The sequence below is a fragment of the Nonomuraea sp. NPDC049725 genome (genome assembly GCF_040674795.1).
Classification (GTDB): domain Bacteria; phylum Actinomycetota; class Actinomycetes; order Streptosporangiales; family Streptosporangiaceae; genus Nonomuraea; species Nonomuraea ceibae.
The window spans coordinates 1-19,178 of sequence record NZ_JBFANJ010000037.1 but is presented as its reverse complement, the minus strand read 5'-3'; the positions used below and the strand labels follow the sequence as shown (position 1 = coordinate 19,178).

Genomic DNA, 19,178 nt, shown 5'->3' with positions numbered 1-19,178 from the left:
ACCTCAGCAACCGGAGACCGTCACCACCACACAGCCAATCTGAAACGAAACACACCTCATGTGGTGTCCCGAATACTCACGGTCAGCTCACTAGGGCGAGCGCACCACGGCGAGGGGGCAGGGCGCGTGCTGGAGCAGCGCCTGGCTGACCGAGCCGAGCACCATCCCGGCGAGGGTGCCGCGCCCGCGTGAGCCCGCGACCAGCAGTTCGGCGCCGGTCGCGGCCTGCCGCAGGGCTTCCACGGGGTGCGCGTGGACGGTCTCCTCGATCACGGGCACGCCGGGGTGGCGTTCGCGCGGCCCGGCGAGCAGGTCGGCGAGCACGGTCCGTTCGGCGTCGTCGAAGGGGCCGGGCCAGTTCCAGGCGTGGACGGCGCGCACCCGGCAGCCGCGCAGCCGCGCCTCGGCGAAGGCGAAGTCCAGCACCCGGGCCGAGGTTTCGGAGCCGTCGACGCCGGCCACGATCTCCTGGCGGGGCGAGGAGGGCACCTCGCGGACCAGGACGACGTCGCAGGGGGCGCGTCCGGCGACACCGTGGGCGACGGAGCCGACGAGCATGCCGCGTACGCCGCCGATGCCGTGGCTGCCGATGACGAGCAGTTCGGCGTCGCGCCCGGCGGCGATGAGCGCCTCGCGCGGGTCGCCGGCCAGCAGCGTCGTCTCGACGTCGGCCTCGGGCCGGTCGCGGCCGGCCCGTTCCCGGGCGGCCTGCAGCACGGACCGGCCGCCTTCGCGCATCCACGCGGCCACGTCGGCCAGCCTGCCGTCGCCGGTCTCGACGGCCCAGCGGGTCATGGCGTGCGCGATGAGCAGCGGCACGTGGCGCAGCTCCGCCTCGGCGGCCGCCCACGCGGCGGCTTCCAGCCCCGCCCTGGACCCGTCAACCCCCACTACGATCATGCCCTCCCTCTTTCCAGAGGGGCGATCGGCTAACTGCGCCGACCGTAATGCCGGGATATGTACGGGCCGCCGGAGGGCTTCTAGCCGTCGAGCAGTGACCGGTAGACCTCGCCCAGGCGGCCGGGCCAGGGGGTGAAGTTGACCAGCGCGTCGTCGGCGTGGGTGAGCTGGTCGAGGCCGCCGACCGTGACGAGGGCGCGCAGCGCGGGGTCGGTGATCGCGGCGACGGTGGCGGCGTGGAAGCCGGCGCTGTTGAGCACCCGGTACGGGCGGACCGCGTCGTTGATCCCGACCCGGAAGTCGCCGAGCACGGGCTCGACCGGCGCGCTGAGGCCGAGGTCGTTGTGCCGGCGGCCGAGCTCGGCCAGCGCCTCGGGCAGCCGGCCGGCGTCGAGCAGCGGCCCGATCGTGGCGGCGGCCTCCAGCTCGGCGAACGCGGTGCCGAACCACTTGGCGTAGGGCCGGTAGCGGTGCTCCTGGAGGAAGCACATCTCCATGACGAGCTCGCTCAGCCGGGCGGCCAGCAGGCGTCCGCCGCGGGTGTCGCCCGCCTCGGCGGTGCGGCCGATCAGCGGCTCGGTGTTGTGGATCAGGTGCCACTGGGAGGCGACCAGCCAGCGCCACACGTCGACGGGGTACCAGGCGAGCAGGTCGCGGACCCGGGTGAGCTCGCCGGCGTCGTCGCGGAACACCTCGCCGCGGGTGACGTGCAGCAGCCGCTGCTGGGGCAGCGCGAGCCAGGCGGCGTGGTCGAGGCCGTCGCGCGGGTCGAGGCCGAGCCGGTCGCGGATCCAGGCGTCGAAGGTGGTGATCTCGACGTGGTGGGTGACGGCGCCGGCGGCCAGGGAGAACCAGGCCGTCGGACGCCCCTCGTGCTCGGCGGGCAGCCCGCCGGCGACGGCGCGGCGTACGGGCTCGACGTCGGCGGCGGCGACGAACAGCTGGGCGCGCGGCCCCCATTCGTGGTCGGTGGAGCGTTCGCTGTCGTAGCCGAGCACTTCGGAGCCCTCGCCGAGCAGGCAGGCGGTGTGCGGCACCGGCACGAGCGGCGCGAGAACGTCACGGTAGAAGGAGCGGGCCAGCGCGAGGCCGGGGCGGAAGTCCGTCATCGCCCGGCACCTTACCGCGTGGGCCGGTGCGGCGTGGGTAGCGTCCCTGGGGGGAAGGGGGAACGACATGACGGGGACGGGCGATCTCGGCCGCCGCATCGCGTACCACCGCGAGCGGCTCGGGCTGTCGCGCGAGCAGGTGGCGGGGCGGGCGGCCATGTCGCCGGGCTACCTGCAGTATCTGGAGGAGAATCCCGGCAATCCGAGCGCCGACGCCCTGTCGCGGCTGGCGACGGCCCTCGGCACCACGTCCGAGGACCTGCTGGGCGGGACCGCCGACCGGCCGCCCGGCGGCGGGCCGGCGGCGGAGTCGCCGCACGTGGAGGTGCTGGACCGGGAGGAGTGCCTGCGCCTGATCGAGCCGGGCGGCATCGGCCGGGTGGCGTTCGACGGCTCGCACGGGCCGACGGTGCTGCCGGTCAACTACCGCCTGCACGACGGCGCGATCCTGTTCCGGACGGCGTACGGCGGGCCGATGGACCGGGATCTGCGCACCGGCGTGCAGGGCGTGGAGATCGTGGTCGGCTTCGAGGTCGACCGGATCGACGAGGCGCAGCGGGAGGGCTGGAGCGTGCTGGTGCAGGGCCCGTTCCACCACGTGCCGCCGGACGAGGCGGCGGAGCTGTCGGCATCGGACGTCACCCCGTGGGTGGGCGGCGACCGGACGCTCTACATCCGCATCGTGCCGCACCAGATCACCGGGCGGCGGATCCACGGTCTGTGACGAGGCGGGGCCGGGCGAAGTCGCGGTTGTCGACGACGGCGTCCATGCGCGGCACCGGGTCGGCCTCGGCCAGGTAGAGGCGGGCGGCGACGAGGTAGCGGTCGCGGTGGACGGCCTCGGCGCCGGAGCCGGCCCAGTTCGCGTCGCGGGCGGCGCCGCGCCGGATCGACAGGTCGGCGTCCACGTCGACCCAGATGCGGTAGTCCCACCAATCGTCGATCTCGGGGCGGAAGGCGAACACGCCGTCGACGACGAGGACGCTGTCCGGGGTGAGCGGGGCCGTGGTGGCGGAGTGGTCCACCTGGGTGAGCGGGTCGATGGAGCACAGCGCGCACGAGGCGGCCTCGGGGTCGCGGCACGGGCCGAGCAGGAGCCGCTTGAGCGCGTCGTAGTCGTAGGCGTTGCGGTAGTAGCCCTCCCCCGACTCGCGGTCGTACAGGTGGCGGTCCTTCCACGGCTTCTTGAAGTCGTCGAGCGTGGCGCGCAGGGCAGGCCGGCCGGTGGCGGCGATCGCCTCGGCGAGCTCGTGGCCGAGGCTGGTCTTGCCGGCGGCGGTGAGGCCGTCGATGCCGACCAGGAGGCGCCCGCCGCCCCGCGCCAGGATGCGGGCGGCCAGGTCGCGGACGAGCGCGTCACGTCCGGGCGAGGCCGGGGCGGGCAGCGGCTGCTGCCAGGTCGAGACCGAGTGGTGTACGGACGTCATGACCGGCACCTTATCGGCGGCCGGTGGGCTCCCAGCCGGGCGCCCCGGTGCGCGGGCCGCGGCTGCGGTAGACGATGTAGGGCCGGGTCAGGTAGCCGATCGGCGCGGTCAGCATGTGCACCAGCCGGGTGAAGGGCCAGATGGTGAAGAGCACGAGCGCGCTGAAGGCGTGCGCCTGGAACAGCAGCGGCGCCCCGGCCATGAGTTCGCCCCGCGGCCGCAGGGAGAAGATCGACCGGAACCAGGGCGAGACGGTCGCCCGGTAGTCGTAGCCGCCGTCGAGCACGTTCGCGGCGACGGTCGCGGCCAGGCCCAGCACGATGACGAGGGTCAGGACGGCGTACATGAGCTTGTCGTTGCGGGTGGTGGCGGTGAAGACGGGGCCGACGGTGCGGCGGCGGTACAGCAGGATGGCCAGGCCCGCCAGCGTGCACGCCCCGGCGATGGTGCCGAGGACGACGGCGGTCACGTGGTAGGCGTGCTCGCTGATGCCGGCCGCCTCGGTCCACGACTTGGGGATGACGAGGCCGCCGACGTGGCCGAGGATGACGACGAGGATGCCGAAGTGGAACAGCGGGCTGCCGACGCGCAGCAGCCGCGACTCGTACAGCTGGGACGAGCGGGTGGTCCAGCCGAACTTGTCGTAGCGGTAGCGCCACACGTGCCCGAGCACGAAGACGGTCAGGGCGACGTACGGGCAGATCACCCACAGCAGCAGGTCGAGCGGGTTCATCCGTTTCCTCCGGAGAAGAAGCCGACTTCCTCGGCGGGCGGGCCCTGCTCGGCCAGCCGCAGCGCGGCGGCGCGGTCGCGGGCGGTGGCCGGCGGCAGCGTGGCGCGCACGGCGGCGACCACGTCGGCGTACGGCGAGCCCTCCTCGCGCAGCGCCTCCAGCAGCAGGTCAAGGCCGGCCAGGTGCTCGCGCATCAGCCGGACTGCCTGGGCGGTGGCGCCGCGCGCCGACAGCTCGCAGACGACGGCCAGGTGGTCGGGCAGCTCCTCGGGGCCGGGCTCGAACCCGGCCTCGCGGAAGGCCTGCTTGAAGCGGAGCAGCGCCAGGCCGCGCCGGCGGGTGTCGCCGTAGGCGTAGTAGGTCAGGTAGGGCGAGCAGCGCCGTTTCAGGTCGAACGTGGCCACGTAGTGCTCGGCGAGCTCGCCGAGCGGGGTGGCGGCGGCGTGGTCGAGGAAGGCGGCCAGCCGCCGGGCGGGCTCGCCGCGCGGCAGGGCGCGCACGGTGTCGGCGAGCAGCGGCAGCGCCTCGGCCAGCCGCTCGTCGGGGTAGCCGAGCAGGACGGACGCGGCCAGGTGCACGGTTCTGTCGCTCACGGCTTGTCCTCCCGGCGCGGGAACAGCCCTTCGGGGGTGCCCTTGCCGTCCCAGTTGAGCAGGTTGACGCGGCCGTGCAGCTCGTCGGCGCGGTCGAGGGCGTCGCCCGCCTGGCGCTGGCGCAGCGCGTGGAAGTTCTCCACGGCGACGGGGGCGGGCGCGCCGGACGCCTCGCCGAACGGGCCGTTCATGCCGGGGCCGCCCTCGTAGTCGAGGCTGCAGCCGAGCTCCTCCAGCTGGGCGCCCTGCTCGGCGTGGGCGGCGGGGATCACGTACCGCTCGTCGTAGGGGGCCAGGGCCAGCAGCCGGTGCATCCGCTCGACCTGCTCGCCCGTCATGCCGACGGCCGTGGCGATGGACTCGTCGGGCTCCTGGCCGAGGTTGAGCCGGCGCATGTAGGAGCGCATGGCGGCCAGGCGGCGCAGCACGGCGCGGACCGGCTCGGGGTCGCCGGCGCTGAACAGCTCGGCCAGGTAGCCGATCGGGATGCGCAGCGCGTCGATGGCGCCGAACAGGTTTCCGGCGTCCTCGCCGTCGTGCCCGGTGCCCGACAGCGCGTCCACGACGGGTGACAGCGGCGGGATATACCAGACCATCGGCATCGTCCGGTATTCGGGATGCAGCGGCAGCGCCACCCCGTACTCGAAGATCAGCTGGTGGACGGGCGAGCGGCGGGCGGCCTCCAGCCAGTCGTCCGGGATGCCGTTGGCGCGCGCCCCGGCGATCACCTCCGGGTCGGCCGGGTCGAGCAGCACGCCCTTCTGCGCCTCGAACAGGTCCCGCTCGTCGGCCACGCACGCGGCCTCCTCCACCCGGTCGGCGTCGTACAGGATCAGGCCGATGTAGCGCAGCCGCCCCACGCACGTCTCCGAGCACACGGTCGGGATGCCGACCTCGACCCTCGGATAGCAGAACGTGCACTTCTCCGCCTTGCCGGTGCGGTGGTTGAAGTACACCTTCTTGTACGGGCAGCCGGTCACGCACATGCGCCAGCCGCGGCAGCGGTCCTGGTCGACGAGCACGATGCCGTCCTCGGAGCGCTTGTACAGGGCGCCGGACGGGCAGGAGGCCACGCAGGAGGGGTTCAGGCAGTGCTCGCAGATGCGCGGCAGGTAGAACATGAACGCCCGCTCGAAGTCGAGCTTGACCTCGTCCGACACGCGGCGCAGCACCGGGTCGGCGGCGGTCAGGGCGGGGGCGCCGCCGAGGTCGTCGTCCCAGTTCGCGCTCCACGTGATCTTCGTGGGTTCGCCGGTGATGAGCGAGGTGGGCCGGGCGACCGGGGTGTCCTGGGTGGCGGGGGCGGAGAAGAGCCGGTCGTAGTCGTAGGTCCACGGCTCGTAGTAGTCCTGGATGGACGGCATGAGCGGGTTGGCGAAGATCGTCAGGAGCTTCTTCAGCCGGCCGCCGGCGCGGAGCCGGAGCCGGCCGCGCCGGTTGAGCTCCCAGCCGCCCTTCCACCGCTCCTGGTCCTGGTAGGTGCGGGGGTAGCCCTGGCCTGGGCGGGTCTCGACGTTGTTGAACCACACGTACTCGGTGCCGGCCCGGTTCGTCCACGCCTGCTTGCACGTGACCGAGCACGTGTGGCAGCCGATGCACTTGTCCAGGTTCATGACCATGGCGAGCTGGCCCATGACCCTCATCAGTAGTCGACCTCCTGGGAACGGCGGCGGATGACGGTGATCTCGTCGCGCTGGTTGCCGGTGGGCCCGAGGTAGTTGAACGCGAACGACAGCTGCGCGTAGCCGCCGATCAGGTGGGTGGGCTTGACGAGCAGCCGGGTGAGCGAGTTGTGGATGCCGCCGCGCCGCCCGGAGATCTCGCTCTTGGGCACGTCCACCACCCGTTCCTGGGCGTGGTACATGTACACGGTGCCCTGCGGCATGCGGTGCGAGACGACGGCCCGCGCCACGACGACGCCGTTGCGGTTGACGGCCTCGATCCAGTCGTTGTCGGCGATGCCGGCCCTGGCGGCGTCGGCGGGGCTCATCCAGATCGTCGGCCCGCCGCGCGAGAGCGTCAGCATGAGCAGGTTGTCCTGGTATTCGGAGTGGATCGACCATTTGGAGTGCGGCGTCAGGTAGCGCACGACGATGCCGCGCTCGCCCGACTCGCCGAGCCGGGGCTCGCCGAACATCGCGGTCATGTTCAGCGGCGGCCGGTAGATGGGCAGCGTCTCGCCGGCCTCCTGGATCCAGTCGTGGTCGAGGTAGAAGTGCTGGCGGCCGGTGAGCGTGTGCCAGGGCTTGCGGTGCTCGACGTTGAGCGTGAAGGCGGAGTAGCGGCGCCCGCCGGTCTCGCTGCCCGACCACTCCGGCGAGGTGATCACCGGCACCGGCCTGGCCTGCGTGTCGGCGAAGCGGACGCGCCGGTGCTCCTCGGCCAGCCCGTCGAACGACGTGCCGGTGCGCCGGGCCAGCGTGGCGAACCCCTGCGCGGCCAGGCGCCCGTTCGTGGTGCCCGACAGCGCCAGGATCGCCTCGCACAGGTGGGCGTCGGTGGCCAGCGACGGCCTGCCGGACGGCGTGGCGCCGTTGGCCCGCCGCAGCTCCTCCACCTCCTGCGACAGGTCGAACGCGATGCCCTTGGTGGCGGCGCCGAGCTTGTCGGTGAGCGGGCCGAGCGCGCCCATCTTGGCGGCGATCGCCCCGTAGTCCCGCCGCACTTCGACGATCTTGGGGAAGTCCACACCGGGCGTCGGCACGTCGCCGGAGGCGCGCCAGTCGCGCACCCGGCCGTGCGGGGTGGCCAGCTCGTCGGGCGTGTCGTGCAGCAGCGGCGCCGCCACCAGGTCCGTGCGGGTGCCCAGGTGGCGGGCCGCGAGCTCGCTGAACGTCTCGGCGATCGCGTGGAAGGCGGCGAAGTCCGTACGGGTCTGCCACGGCGGGTCGATGGCCGGGGTGAAGGCGTGCACGAACGGGTGCATGTCGGTGCTCGACAGGTCGTGCTTCTCGTACCAGGTGGCCGAGGGCAGCACCACGTCGGAGAACAGCGTGGTGGACGTCATCCGGAAGTCCAGCGTCAGCAGCAGGTCGAGCTTGCCCTGCGGCGTCTCCTCCCGCCAGGTGACGTCGCGGGGCCGCCGGTCCGGCCCGGCCTCCTCGGCGCGCAGCGAGGAGTCGGCGCCGAGCAGGTGACGCAGGAAGTACTCGTCGCCCTTGGCGGAGGAGCCGAGCACGTTGGCCCGCCACACGGTCAGCACGCGCGGCCAGTTCTCCGGCGCGTCGGGGTCCTCGCAGGCGAAGCCCAGCCGGCCGGTCGCCACCTGCTCGGCGACGTACGTGCCCGGGTCCCGCCCGGCGGCGGCGGCCTCGTCGGCCAGGTCGAGCGGGTTGCGGGCGAACGTCGGGTAGGACGGCATCCAGCCCATCCGCGCCGAGGCGGCGATCAGGTCGGCGGTGGCGCGCCCGGCGAACGCGCCGCCGCCCAGCGGCGAGGACACCACGTCGGCGCTGAACGTGTCGTAGCGCCACTGGCCGGTGTTCAGGTAGAAGTACGCGGTGCCGATCATCTGCCGGGGCGGGCGCGACCAGTCCTGCGCGGAGGCCAGCAGCGCCCAGCCGGTGATCGGGCGGCACTTCTCCTGGCCGACGTAGTGCGCCCAGCCGCCGCCGTTGACGCCCTGGCAGCCGGTCAGCGTCGTCAGCGCCAGGAACGAGCGGTACATGGTGTCGGCGTGGAACCAGTGGTTGGCCCCCGCCCCCATGATGATCATGGATCGGCCGCCGGACTCCTCGGCGTTGCGGGCGAACTCGCGCGCGATCCGCGCCGCCTTCCCGGCCGGCACGCCGGTGATCGGCTCCTGCCAGGCCGGCGTGTACGGCTCGGCGGCGTCGTCGTAGCCGGACGGCCAGCGGCCGGGCAGCCCGTCGCGCGCCACGCCGTACTGGGCGAGCAGCAGGTCGTGGACGGTGGTGACGAGGTGGCCGCCGATCCGCCGGGCGGGCACGCCGCGCTCCAGCACGCCGCCGCTGTCGCCGTCGAAGCGCGGCAGGACGACCGTCACGGGTTCGCCGCCCTCGTACAGGGACAGCGCCGGATCGAGGTCGCCCAGGTCCAGGTTCCAGCGGCCCTCTCCGTGCTCGGAGTAGCGGAAGCCGAGCGAGCCGTTGGGCAGCGCCGGTGCGCCGGCGCGCTCGTCCCACACGGCCGTGGTGAACGCCGCCTCCTTCCCGTCGTGGCCCAGGTCGGCGGCGGTGAGGAACTTGTCCGGCAGGTAGCGGCCCGGCTCGCGCTCGCGCAGGCACACCAGGAACGGCAGATCGGTGAACTGCCGTACGTAACGGTCGAAGGCGGGCGTGACCCGGTCGACGAAGAACTCCTTGAGGATCACGTGCCCCATCGCCATCGCCAGCGCCCCGTCGGTGCCGGGGTTCGGGGCGAGCCACTCGTCGGCGAACTTGGCCGCGTCGCTGTAGTCCGGCGACATCACCACGACCTTCTGGCCCCGGTAGCGCGCCTCGGCCATGTAGTGGGCGTCCGGGGTGCGGGTGACGGGCACGTTCGAGCCCCACAGCATCAGGTAGGAGGCGTCCCACCAGTCGGCCGACTCCGGCACGTCGGTCTGGTCGCCGAACACCTGCGGCGAGGCCACCGGCAGGTCGGCGTACCAGTCGTAGAACGACAGCATCGCGCCGCCGATCAGCGAGATGAACCGGGCGCCCACCGCGTGCGAGGCCATCGACATCGCCGGGATCGGGGAGAAGCCCGCCACCCGGTCCGGCCCGTACGTCTTGATCGCGTGCACGTGCGCGGCCGCGACGATCTCGGTGGCCTCCTCCCAGGTGACGCGGACCAGCCCGCCCTTGCCCCGCGCCGACTGATACTTGCGCCGCTTGTCCGGGTCCGTGGTGATCTCGGCCCAGGCGGCGACCGGGTCGCCGAGCCGCTTCTTCGCCTCCCGGTACAGGCTCACCAGGACGCCGCGCGCGTACGGGTAACGCACCCGCGTCGGCGAGTAGGTGTACCAGGAGAACGCGGCGCCGCGCGGGCAGCCACGCGGCTCGTACTCCGGCCGGTCGCCGCCCACGCTCGGGTAGTCGGTCTGCTGCGCCTCCCAGGTGATCACGCCGTCCTTGACGTACACCTTCCACGAGCACGAGCCGGTGCAGTTCACGCCGTGCGTGGAGCGCACCACCTTGTCGTGGCTCCACCGGTCCCGGTAGAAGGCGTCGCCCTGCCGGCCGCCGATCTGGTGCAGCGTCCGCAGGTCGGCCGAGACCTCGCCGGGGCGCAGGTAGCGGCCCAGCCTCAGCAGCGCGTCGCTGATCGGGCCGTCGATGCCGGCCATAGGGATCACACCTCTCCGTCAGGCACGCGCCCGGGGGCGCAGGACGAACCAGCAGTAGACGAACGCGCCGCACGCCACCGCCGCCAGCAGCATCAGCCCGATCGCGTACGAGCCGGTGGCCTGGTAGATCAGGCCCATCACGATCGGCGGCAGGAAGCCGCCCAGGCCGCCGGCGGCGCCGACGACGCCGGTGGCGCTGCCCACCATCGCGCCGGGCACCGCCCGGCCCAGCACGGCGAACACCGCGCCGTTGCCGAGGCCGAGCGCCGCCGCCATCACCAGGAAGCCCACGGTGGCCAGGGGCATGGCCGGCGCGAACGACACCGCGACCGCGCACACCGCCACCACGGCCAGCGCCCAGCCGAGCACCCGCTCGCCGCCCAGCCGGTCGGCCAGCCAGCCGCCGACGGGCCTGGCCACCGTCGACAGCACGACGAACCCGGCGCTGCGCGCGGCGGCGTCGGCGACCTCCAGGTGGTAGACGCTCCTCAGGTACAGCGGCAGGTAGACGCCGAACGCGACGAAGCCGCCGAACGTCAGCGCGTACATCCCGGCCAGCTCCCGCGTGGTGCGCAGCCGGGCGGCGGCCAGGAAGCGGCGGCCGAACGGCTCGGTCGCGGGCTCGGCGCCCGGCGCGTCCCGCCCGAACACCAGCATGACCACGCCGATGACGGCGAGCGCGACCGCGACCGTCCAGAACGGCGCCTGCTGGCCGAAGCGCTGCGCCAGCCACGGCGTGGCGAACCCGGAGATCGCGGTGCCGATGTTGCCCGCGCCGAACACGCCCAGCGCCAGGCCGCGCCGCTCGGGCGGGAACCAGGCGTTGACGAACGGCACCCCGACCGCGAACGTCGCCCCGGTCAGCCCCAGCACGAACCCGCCGGCGAGCAGCGCGGGATAGCTGGCCGCGTACGCCAGGAACACCACCGGGACGATGCCGAGCAGCGTGGTGACGCCGAACACGAGCCTGCCGCCGTAGCGGTCGGTCAGCGCGCCGAGCACGATCCGGCCCAGCGAGCCGACGATGACGGGCACCGCGACCAGCACCGACACCTCGAACGCGGTCAGCCGGAGCTGCTTCTCGTAGACCCCGCCGAGCGGGCTCAGCAGTCCCCACGCCCAGAAGTTGACCGCGAACGCGACCGTCGCGAGCACCAGCATGGCGACGCGGCTCGTCGTGGACGTGCCGGGCATGGACGACCTCCAGGCTCCACAAGGGACTTACCTGGCGTTACTCCCCCGAATTCGTCGCGGTAGACCTGGTGCGGATGAGACGCCTGAGGAGAACGCCCAGGTAGAGCAGCCAGCCGGCCGTCACCACGGCCAGCGTGACGACCGGCCGCCAGCCGCCCGGCCCGGCGAGCTCCTCCAGCGACCGGCAGCAGATCGCCACCGTGACGGGCACCGTGTAGCAGGCGAAGAAGGCCAGCCCGAGCACCCGCCCGGCCACCAGGAACCACGCGTACACCCGCACGGCGCGCCGCGCCTGGCCGCCCCGCCGCCGCAGGTGGGCCCGCGCGTCGGCCATCAGGTTCTTCTCCCCGGTGGCGTTGGCGACGGCGTAGTAGACGTCGGTGCGCATGAAGAACAGGAACTGCCAGGCGATCTGCGCCAGGCAGATCACCATGACCAGCCGCGCCACCGGCGCGTCCGTCACGGCCAGCACGCACGCGCAGGCGCACGCCAGCAGCCAGTCGACCCGCATCCCCGCCAGGTAGGCCCGGTAGCGGGCCCGGCGGGGCACCGCCCACACGCCGGTGATCCGCGTCTGCACGACCAGGAACTGCATCCGGGTGCCCAGCGACAGCTCCGCCCGCACGCCCAGCGACCGGGCGGCGGCGATGTGGCCCAGCTCGTGCACCAGCACGAGCAGCCACGACCCGGCCGCGAACGCCAGCGTGAACGCCAGGCTGTCGGCCCACACCAGCGTCGCCGGGTCCGGCAGCACGCCCGGCCGGGCGAGCGCGGCGGCCATCGCGCAGCCGGTCAGCAGCAGCAGCGCGGCGTCGGCCGGGCGGGAGAACAGCCACGCCACGTGCCCCGGCCTGATCCGGTCCCACACGTTGGGCGGGCGGCGCGGCGGGCTCAGCAGCCCGGCGCCGTCCAGGCCGCTGACGAACGCCTCCACGTCCACGTCGACGCCCCGCTCGGCCAGCACCCGGGCGCGCGCCTCGGCGGCCGTCCTGGTGCCGTCGAGCGCCGCGACCACGGCCGCCGCCACCTCCGGGACGTGCACGAACGTCTCGCCGTTGCCGATCACGTAGTCGTCCGGCCCGTCGGCGACGACGCTGAGGAACGACAGGTCCGTCCTCACCCGCAGACCTCGCACCCGGCGTCGCGCCCGTACGCCCTCGCGGTCGTCTCCAGCGTCAGCAGGTCCAGCCACACCGCCCGGCCGCGCAGCGCGGGCGGGCCGGTGCCGGTCAGGTGGCGGATCACCTCCGAGGCGAGCATCCCGGCCACGATCGCGCACAGCGGCCCGAACGACGGCGCGGCCCGGCCCTCGTTGTCGCTGACGGGCAGCTCGGCGGCGCCGTAGCGGGCGGCCAGGGCGCGTTCCTGGCAGGTCAGGCAGCCGGTCTCGCCGGGGACGACGAGCGGCCCGGCCAGCCCGGTGTGCTGGTTGAAGCCGCCGGTCACGAACGGCACGCCCGCCTCGACGCAGGCTTCGTTGACCCAGCGGCGGATGTGCGGCTGCGGGGTGTCGACGGTGTTGACGACCAGGTCGGCGTCCGTGGGCACGTCGCGCGGGCCGGTGATGCGCCGCGTGACCTGGGTGATCTCCACCTCGGGGCTGCGGCGGCGCAGCGCGCGGGCGGCGGCGTCCGTCTTGGCCGCGCCCAGGTCGTCCATCGTGTAGAGGTGCTGGCGGTGCAGGTTGCCGAGCTCCACCCGGTCGTCGTCGAGCAGCGTCAGCCTGCCCACGCCCGAGGTCGCCAGGTGCAGGGCGACGCCCGCGCCGATCGCCCCGGCGCCGAGCACCGTCACGTGCGCCCGCGCCAGGTCGCCGAGCGCGGCGACGGCCCGCCCCGCCGGATGGAACATCGCCAGGAACAGCCCGAACCGCCCCAGCCGATCCTCGGCCGCCAGCGCGCCGAGATCGTCCTCGGTCACCAGCACCCGCGCCTCCAGCAGCCGGTCGACCGCCGCGTCGATCTCCCGGGGCGCCACATCGGGAATGAGCGCGTGCAACTCGCCGCGCGCCACCGGCTCGCGCGCGCACAGCCGGATGAGCCGGCGCAGCGGCGGCGGTGCGGGATCCAGGATCTGCCCAGTGGGCGGAAAGTCCCCCAGTCTGACTTTATTATTGACGTCATCAACAAAAAGTGGAAAAGCCGGATTCACCTGAACCCTTGCCAATGCCGCTCCCGGAACGCTGAGGTGCGGGGCCTCCTCCCGCGACGAAGGCCCCGCCGACGGTCAGCAACTGTTGCTGTTGCCTGTCGTCTCCACTTCTTCGACCTTCTTGATCTCGATCGTCATCGGCGATCCCTTCGTCGATCGTGATTGGCCGATGCGATCGTAAGAAAAAAAGGGGCGATTGCGATAGACCCAACCACATTTTTTCCTTATTTGACAAAAGCCGCTATTCCAGTGAGAGAATCCTCAACCATGAGCGCCGGGGAGAAGGTGCGCTACTGGCGCCATCCAGGGATGGGCGGGCTCGACCTCATGCGCGCCCGCTACGTCGGCCACCGCTTCAGCCGCCACAGCCACGACACCTACGCCATCGGCGCCGTCGAGTCCGGCGCCGAGGCCATCCACCTGCCGGGCGGCCTGGCCCACGCCGGCGTCCACGAGGTCGTGCTCATCGACCCCGGCGTCGTCCACACCGGCCACGCCCACACCCCCGGCGGCTGGACGTACCGCGTCCTCTACCCCACGCCCGCCCAGCTCACCGCGCTCACCGGCCGCGACGCCCCGTCCTTCGCCCGGCCGGTGGTCACCGACGCCCGCCTCGCCGCGCTCGTCGTCGCCGCGCACCGCGCCGCCGAGACCGAGGACCCGCTCACCGCCGACACCGTGCTCCACCTGCTGCTGGCCCGCCTCGTCGCCACCCAGGCCCGGCCCCGCGCCGCCACCCGCGCCCGCACCGCCGCCGGGCCCACCGCCGCCGCCCGCGCCCGCGACCTCCTGCACGCCTGCCTCTCCCAGGAGACCCCGGCCGCCGCCCCGGCGGCGTGGAACTTTCACGCCCGCCCGCCCGGCCTGCGGGAGCTCGCCGAGGCCGTCGGGACCACGCCGTTCGCGCTCGTGCGGGCCTTCCGCCGCGCCTACGGCCTGCCGCCGCACGCCTACCTCACCCAGCTCCGCGTACGCCGCGCCCGCGAACTCCTGGCACGCGGCACGCCCCCCGCCGAGGCGGCCCAGGCCGCCGGGTTCTGCGACCAGTCGCACCTGTCACGCCACTTCCGCCGCATCGTCGGCACCACCCCCGGCGCCTACCAGCGAGCGGTGCAAGAACATCCAATCCCCCACACGCCGGGCCTTCCTACCGTGTCCGGATGACGCATCACCCCATCGTGCCCCTCGACCCCACCGGCGACGCCCTCCACGACCTGACCCGCGAGGCGACCGCGTTCCTGACCGATTGGCTCTCCGGACTGCCCGCCTCCCCCGCCAGCGACTACCGCGACACCGCCCGCCTGACCGCCCTGCTGCGCCGCCCGCCCGGCGACGACCCCGGCCACCTCGGCGACCTCCTGGACACCTTCCGCCAGGCCGCCGGCCAGGGCGTCAACACCGCCGGGCCCGGCTACCTCGCCTACTTCCCCGCCGGCGGCCTCGTCTCCTCCGTGCTCGCCGACATGCTCGCCCAGGCCGCCAACCGCTTCACCGGCGTCGCCCAGACCGCGCCCGCGCTCGTCGCCATGGAACACGGCGTCCTCACCTGGCTGGCCGTCCGCTTCGGCCTCCCGCCCGGCTCCGGCGGCCTCGTCACCACCGGCGCCTCACCGGCCAACCTGTCCGCCCTCGTCGCCGCCCGCCACGCCCGGCTCGGCGAGGACGCCCGCGACGGCACCCTGTACGTCACCGAGCACACCCACCTCAGCATCGCCAAGGCCGCCCGCATCGCCGGCCTGCCCGGCCGCGGCGTCCGCGTCGTGCCCGCCACCCCCGACCTGCGCATGGACGTGGCCGCCGCCGCCCGCATGATAGAAGCCGACCGCGCCGCCGGGCTGCGCCCCTTCCTCCTGGCGGGCACCGCCGGCACCACCAGCACCGGCACCGTCGACCCGCTCCCCGAACTGGCCCGCCTCGCCCGCGCCCACGACCTGTGGTTCCACGTCGACGCCGCCTACGGAGGCGGCTTCCAGCTCACCCGCCGCGGCCGCGCCACACTCACCGGGATCGGCGAGGCCGACTCCATCGCCTTCGACCCGCACAAGAGCCTGTTCCTGCCGTACGGGACGGGCGTGCTCCTCGTCCGCGACCCCGCCCTGCTGCACGCCGCCCACGCCGCCGACGGCCAGTACCTCCAGGACATCGGCCAGATCGGCGACCTGCCCGACTTCGGCCACCTCGGCGTCGAACTGACCCGCGAGTTCCGCGGCCTGCGCCTGTGGCTGCCGCTGCACCTGCACGGGGTGCGGGCCTTCGAGGAAGCCCTGGACGAGAAACTCGACCAGGCCGCCCTCGTCCACCGCGAACTCGCCGCCGACCCGCGCCTCGACGTCCCCTGGGAGCCGGACCTCACCGTCGTCGTCTTCCGGCCGCGCGGCGGCGACGAGGCGGGCCGCGAACTGCTCGCCAGGATCAACGCCACCCGCCGCGTCTACCTGTCGAGCACCACCCTGGGCGGGCGCTTCTACCTGCGGCTGTGCGTCCTCAGCGTCCGCACCCGGCCGTCCCACGTCCGCCTGGCCCTCGACACCATCCGCACCACCCTCGACCACCTCACCCCCACCCCCTGACCCCACCGCCCCCGTGGACCGAAGCCCCAGCGGCCACTCCACCCGCACACCCACGGACGCCCACCCGGGAACCCCGTCCGGGCGGGCGCCGCGTCCGGGGGAACGCCCCGCCCGGGGGACGCTCGGTCCGGGCAGGCAGCTTCCGGGCGGGCGCCCTCTCCAGGGGGCCCCGTTCGGGGGACCTCAGGGGAGCGCGGGCCTCCCTCCAGGCCAGCGGAAGGGCGGGCCCCCTCGGGGTTCAGTCGGGGGCGGGGCGGCGTTCCAGCAGGTGCTTGCGCCGGAGGAGGGCGGCGCGGCGGGTGTGGGCGCGTACGGCGAGGAGGAGGGCGGCGGCGAGGAAGGCGCCGCCCACGGCCAGAGCGGGCAGCGGCGGGGTGGTGAAGGCGGCGACCAGGGCGGTCGTGGCGGCGGAGGCGACGACGGCGAGCCAGGCGGCGATGACCCGGTCGGTGGCGAAGAGCGGCACGCGCCGGGTGACCAGCCACCCCCCGTAGGCCGCCCAGGCCAGGCAGAACGCCAGGAACAGGGCGAAGGCCAGGTGGGTGCGCCCCGGCAGCGCCCCCTCGCTCGACCACAGCGCCCCCACGAACGCCGCCCCCGCCAGCCCCGCCACCAGCGCCACCATGGCGCGGACGCGGCTCCACGGCGACAGCGGCCCGGCCAGCCGGTCGATCATCTCCTGCGCCGTCGGGCGCGGCTCGTCATCCATGACTCTCCCTCAGTCGTCGCGCCAGCAGGCGGCGGGCCCGGTTCAGCCGGGACTTGACGGTGCCGGGCGGAATCCCGCACACCTGCGCGCATTCCTCCACGGTCAGCTCCTCCAGGTAGAACAGGACGAGCACCTCCCGTTCGGCCACGGGCAGCGCGGTCAGCCCGGCGACGAGCGAGGCGCGGTCGACCATCGCCTCGACGGGGTCGCCGGCGGCGGGTTCGGCGGCGGCGGGCTCCTCGGCGCGCCCGTACTCCTCGCGCAGCCGGTCGGCGACAGCCCGCCGGGCGACGGTGAACAGCCACGGCGTGAACCGTCCGGGTTCGCGCAGCCGGGGCAGCCCGCGCACCACCGCGAGCCAGATCTCCTGGGTCACGTCGTCGGCCCGCCCGGCGTCCAGCATGCGCCGCGTGTACGTCCACACGCGCGGATGCCAGCGGCGTACCAGTTCGGCCAGCGCCGCGCGCTCGCCGAGCTGGGCGCGCACCACCAGCAGCTCGTCCGTCATGTCGCCCCTCTCGTCAACCGGCTCAGTCGGCCCGGGCGACCCCCCGGTTCACGATTCCCACATATGGGATATCGTCTCGCATATGGGAGAGCTGGAGGAGAGACTCGCCGAGCGGCTGGCCGAGCTGCGGGCCGAGCGCGGCTGGTCGCTGGAGGAGCTGGCCGCCCGCGCCGGGATCAGCCGCTCGACCCTGTCCCGGCTCGAACGCGCGGAGATCAGCCCGACGGCCACCCTGCTCGGCAAGCTCTGCGCGGTCTACGGCCGGACGATGTCCCGCCTGCTCGCCGAGGTGGAGGCCGAGCCGCCCCAGCTCGTACGGGCCGCCGCGCAACCGGTGTGGCGCGACGAGGCGTCCGGGTTCACCCGCAGGTCGGTGTCGCCGCCGCATCCGGGCCTGCGCGGCGAGGTCGTCGAAGGCGCCCTGCGCCCCGGCGCAGATCTGGCCTACGACGCCCCGCCCGTGCCCGGCCTGGAGCAGCACATCTGGGTCCTGGAAGGCGTCGTGGAGATCACCGCCGGCGGGCGGACGCACCGGCTGGAGGCGGGCGACTGCCTGCGCTTCCGCCTCTGGGGCCGCTCCCGCTTCCACTGCCCCGGCCCCGCCCCCGTCCGCTACGCCCTGCTTGTCGTCCTGCCGTGAAGGAGCCGCCGTGCCCGCCATCGAACGCCTGACCCCCGCTGCGTACGCCGGCGCGGTCAAGGAGCTGGCCGAGGTGCTGGCCGACGCCGTCGACGACGGGGCCTCGCTCGGGTTCGTCGCGCCGTTCGACCGGCAGGCGGCGGCCCGGTGGTGGCACGAGCAGGAGGCCGCGGTCGCCGCGGGCGCCCTGCTCGTGTGGACGGCCCGTGACGACGCCGGCGGCATCGTCGCCACCGCCGGGCTGTCCCTGGCGGGCAAGGCCAACGCCCGGCACCGCGCCGAGGTCGTCAAGCTCCTCGTGCACCGCGACGCCCGGGGCCGGGGCCTGGCCCGCGCCCTGCTGGCCGCTCTCGAACGGGCCGCCCGCACCGCCGGGATCACGCTCCTGCTCCTCGACACGCGCAGCGGCAGCGCCGCCGAGAGCCTCTACCTGTCGGAGGGCTGGACCCGTTACGGCGTGGTCCCCGGCTACGCCGCCGACCCGGACGGCTCCCTCCAGGACTGCGGCTTCTTCTACAAGCGCCTCACATGAGGTAGCGCAGCCACAGGTACGGTGCGACCAGCGCGACCGTCACCGGCGTGACGATCAGCCCGTACTTGGTGAACTGCCAGAAGCTGATCGGCGAGCCGTTGCGGGCGGCGATGCCGAGCACGACGACGTTGGCCGCCGCGCCCACGGCGGTGGCGTTGCCGCCGAGGTCGGCGCCGAAGGCCAGCGCCCACCACAGCACCTGGCCGGGCCCGTCGCCGCCGGTGGCCTCGACCAGCCGCTCGACGATCGGCGCCATCGTCGCCACGTACGGGATGTTGTCCACGATGGCCGAGAGCACGGCCGAGCCGCCGAGCAGCCCCATCGTGGCCGCGGCCACCTCCCCGCCGGTCGCCGCGACCGCCGCCTCCGAGAGCTGCCCGATCACCCCGGTCTCGACCAGGGCCCCGACCATGACGAACAGCCCGGCGAAGAAGACGAGCGTGGGCCATTCCACCTCGGCGATGGCCTGCTCAGTCGTGATCTTGGTGGCGGCGACCAGGATGCCCGCGCCCAGCAGGGCCACCACCGACGGCTCGTAGTGCAGCACGGGATGCAGGACGAAGGCGGCGACCACGATCGCGAGCACGGTGAGCGACTGCCACAGCAGCCGCCGGTCACCGATGGCCTCGTTCTCGTCCAGCGCCATCACCGCCGCCGCCCGCTCCGGATCATGACGGAACGTCCGCCCGAACATCAGCCAGCACAACCCCACGAACACCACCATCAGGACGACCACCATCGGCGCCATGTGCACCAGGAAGTCGTTGAAACTGAGCCCGCCCCGGCTGGCGATGATGATGTTCGGCGGATCACCCACCAACG

18 protein-coding genes are annotated in these 19,178 nt (G+C 73.8%); 5 read left to right on the top strand and 13 right to left on the bottom strand.

Going from position 1 to position 19,178, the window contains the following annotated elements; all coding sequences use genetic code 11:
• Window positions 1–90: 90 nt before the first annotated feature.
• Window positions 91–900 (bottom strand): universal stress protein, encoded by an 810-nt coding sequence (locus AB0J53_RS44900; RefSeq protein ID WP_219512183.1) that lies wholly within the window; start codon window positions 898–900, stop codon window positions 91–93.
• Window positions 901–980: 80 nt separating this feature from the next.
• Window positions 981–2,009 (bottom strand): DUF4037 domain-containing protein, encoded by a 1,029-nt coding sequence (locus tag AB0J53_RS44895; RefSeq protein WP_364184448.1) that lies wholly within the window; start codon window positions 2,007–2,009, stop codon window positions 981–983.
• 67 nt (window positions 2,010–2,076) lie between these two features.
• On the opposite strand from AB0J53_RS44895, the gene AB0J53_RS44890 reads away from it, so the two are divergent.
• The gene (locus AB0J53_RS44890) at window positions 2,077–2,733 is read left to right on the top strand and encodes a pyridoxamine 5'-phosphate oxidase family protein (RefSeq protein WP_364184445.1); all 657 of its coding nucleotides are present in this window, start codon (window positions 2,077–2,079) and stop codon (window positions 2,731–2,733) included.
• Here AB0J53_RS44890 and AB0J53_RS44885 read toward each other — a convergent pair.
• Genes AB0J53_RS44885 through AB0J53_RS44850 form a run of 8 tightly spaced genes read right to left on the bottom strand, consistent with a single transcriptional unit; the run spans window position 2,705 to window position 13,223 of the window.
• Window positions 2,705–3,436: a uridine kinase gene (locus AB0J53_RS44885; RefSeq protein ID WP_364184442.1), complete on the bottom strand. Its 732-nt coding sequence runs from the start codon at window positions 3,434–3,436 to the stop codon at window positions 2,705–2,707. The two genes, AB0J53_RS44890 and AB0J53_RS44885, sit on opposite strands and share 29 nt — an antisense overlap.
• A gap of 10 nt (window positions 3,437–3,446) precedes the next feature.
• Window positions 3,447–4,169 carry a respiratory nitrate reductase subunit gamma gene (gene narI, locus AB0J53_RS44880; RefSeq protein WP_364184438.1) on the bottom strand — a complete coding sequence of 241 codons (723 nt, stop codon included), beginning with the start codon at window positions 4,167–4,169 and terminating at the stop codon, window positions 3,447–3,449.
• Complete coding sequence (narJ, locus tag AB0J53_RS44875; RefSeq protein ID WP_357593256.1) at window positions 4,166–4,762, bottom strand: nitrate reductase molybdenum cofactor assembly chaperone; 597 nt, start codon at window positions 4,760–4,762, stop codon at window positions 4,166–4,168. The genes narI and narJ overlap by 4 nt, the downstream gene beginning before the upstream one ends.
• Entirely contained in the window at window positions 4,759–6,405 is a 1,647-nt protein-coding gene (gene narH / locus AB0J53_RS44870; protein ID WP_219512245.1) for a nitrate reductase subunit beta, read from the bottom strand. The genes narJ and narH overlap by 4 nt, the downstream gene beginning before the upstream one ends.
• Window positions 6,405–10,052 (bottom strand): nitrate reductase subunit alpha, encoded by a 3,648-nt coding sequence (locus tag AB0J53_RS44865; RefSeq protein ID WP_364184435.1) that lies wholly within the window; start codon window positions 10,050–10,052, stop codon window positions 6,405–6,407. Before AB0J53_RS44865 ends, narH begins: the two co-directional genes overlap by 1 nt.
• A gap of 18 nt (window positions 10,053–10,070) precedes the next feature.
• Window positions 10,071–11,246 carry an MFS transporter gene (locus AB0J53_RS44860; RefSeq protein WP_357593250.1) on the bottom strand — a complete coding sequence of 392 codons (1,176 nt, stop codon included), beginning with the start codon at window positions 11,244–11,246 and terminating at the stop codon, window positions 10,071–10,073.
• Between the two features lie 37 nt (window positions 11,247–11,283).
• Window positions 11,284–12,366 (bottom strand): hypothetical protein, encoded by a 1,083-nt coding sequence (locus tag AB0J53_RS44855; RefSeq protein ID WP_364184431.1) that lies wholly within the window; start codon window positions 12,364–12,366, stop codon window positions 11,284–11,286.
• Window positions 12,363–13,223, bottom strand: coding sequence for a TOMM precursor leader peptide-binding protein (locus AB0J53_RS44850; protein ID WP_364184429.1), 861 nt, complete (start codon window positions 13,221–13,223; stop codon window positions 12,363–12,365). The genes AB0J53_RS44855 and AB0J53_RS44850 overlap by 4 nt, the downstream gene beginning before the upstream one ends.
• Window positions 13,224–13,664: 441 nt before the next feature.
• Here AB0J53_RS44850 and AB0J53_RS44845 point away from each other — a divergent pair, with 441 nt between their 5' ends.
• Window positions 13,665–14,561, top strand: coding sequence for an AraC family transcriptional regulator (locus AB0J53_RS44845; protein WP_364184426.1), 897 nt, complete (start codon window positions 13,665–13,667; stop codon window positions 14,559–14,561).
• Window positions 14,558–15,967: an aminotransferase class V-fold PLP-dependent enzyme gene (locus tag AB0J53_RS44840; RefSeq protein ID WP_364184424.1), complete on the top strand. Its 1,410-nt coding sequence runs from the start codon at window positions 14,558–14,560 to the stop codon at window positions 15,965–15,967. Before AB0J53_RS44845 ends, AB0J53_RS44840 begins: the two co-directional genes overlap by 4 nt.
• A 238-nt stretch (window positions 15,968–16,205) precedes the next feature.
• Here AB0J53_RS44840 and AB0J53_RS44835 read toward each other — a convergent pair whose 3' ends face one another.
• Both AB0J53_RS44835 and AB0J53_RS44830 read right to left on the bottom strand, forming a co-directional pair.
• Entirely contained in the window at window positions 16,206–16,676 is a 471-nt protein-coding gene (locus AB0J53_RS44835; protein ID WP_364184422.1) for a hypothetical protein, read from the bottom strand.
• The gene (locus tag AB0J53_RS44830; protein WP_364184419.1) at window positions 16,669–17,184 is read right to left on the bottom strand and encodes a sigma-70 family RNA polymerase sigma factor; all 516 of its coding nucleotides are present in this window, start codon (window positions 17,182–17,184) and stop codon (window positions 16,669–16,671) included. Before AB0J53_RS44830 ends, AB0J53_RS44835 begins: the two co-directional genes overlap by 8 nt.
• An 82-nt stretch (window positions 17,185–17,266) precedes the next feature.
• Here AB0J53_RS44830 and AB0J53_RS44825 point away from each other — a divergent pair, with 82 nt between their 5' ends.
• Complete coding sequence (locus AB0J53_RS44825; protein WP_364184416.1) at window positions 17,267–17,824, top strand: XRE family transcriptional regulator; 558 nt, start codon at window positions 17,267–17,269, stop codon at window positions 17,822–17,824.
• Between the two features lie 10 nt (window positions 17,825–17,834).
• Window positions 17,835–18,356, top strand: coding sequence for a GNAT family N-acetyltransferase (locus AB0J53_RS44820; protein WP_364184413.1), 522 nt, complete (start codon window positions 17,835–17,837; stop codon window positions 18,354–18,356).
• Here the strand turns inward: AB0J53_RS44820 and AB0J53_RS44815 are convergent.
• Window positions 18,349–19,178, bottom strand: an 830-nt coding sequence (locus AB0J53_RS44815) for an SLC13 family permease (RefSeq protein ID WP_364184410.1), incomplete at its 5' end; no start/stop codon positions are given. The genes AB0J53_RS44820 and AB0J53_RS44815 overlap by 8 nt on opposite strands.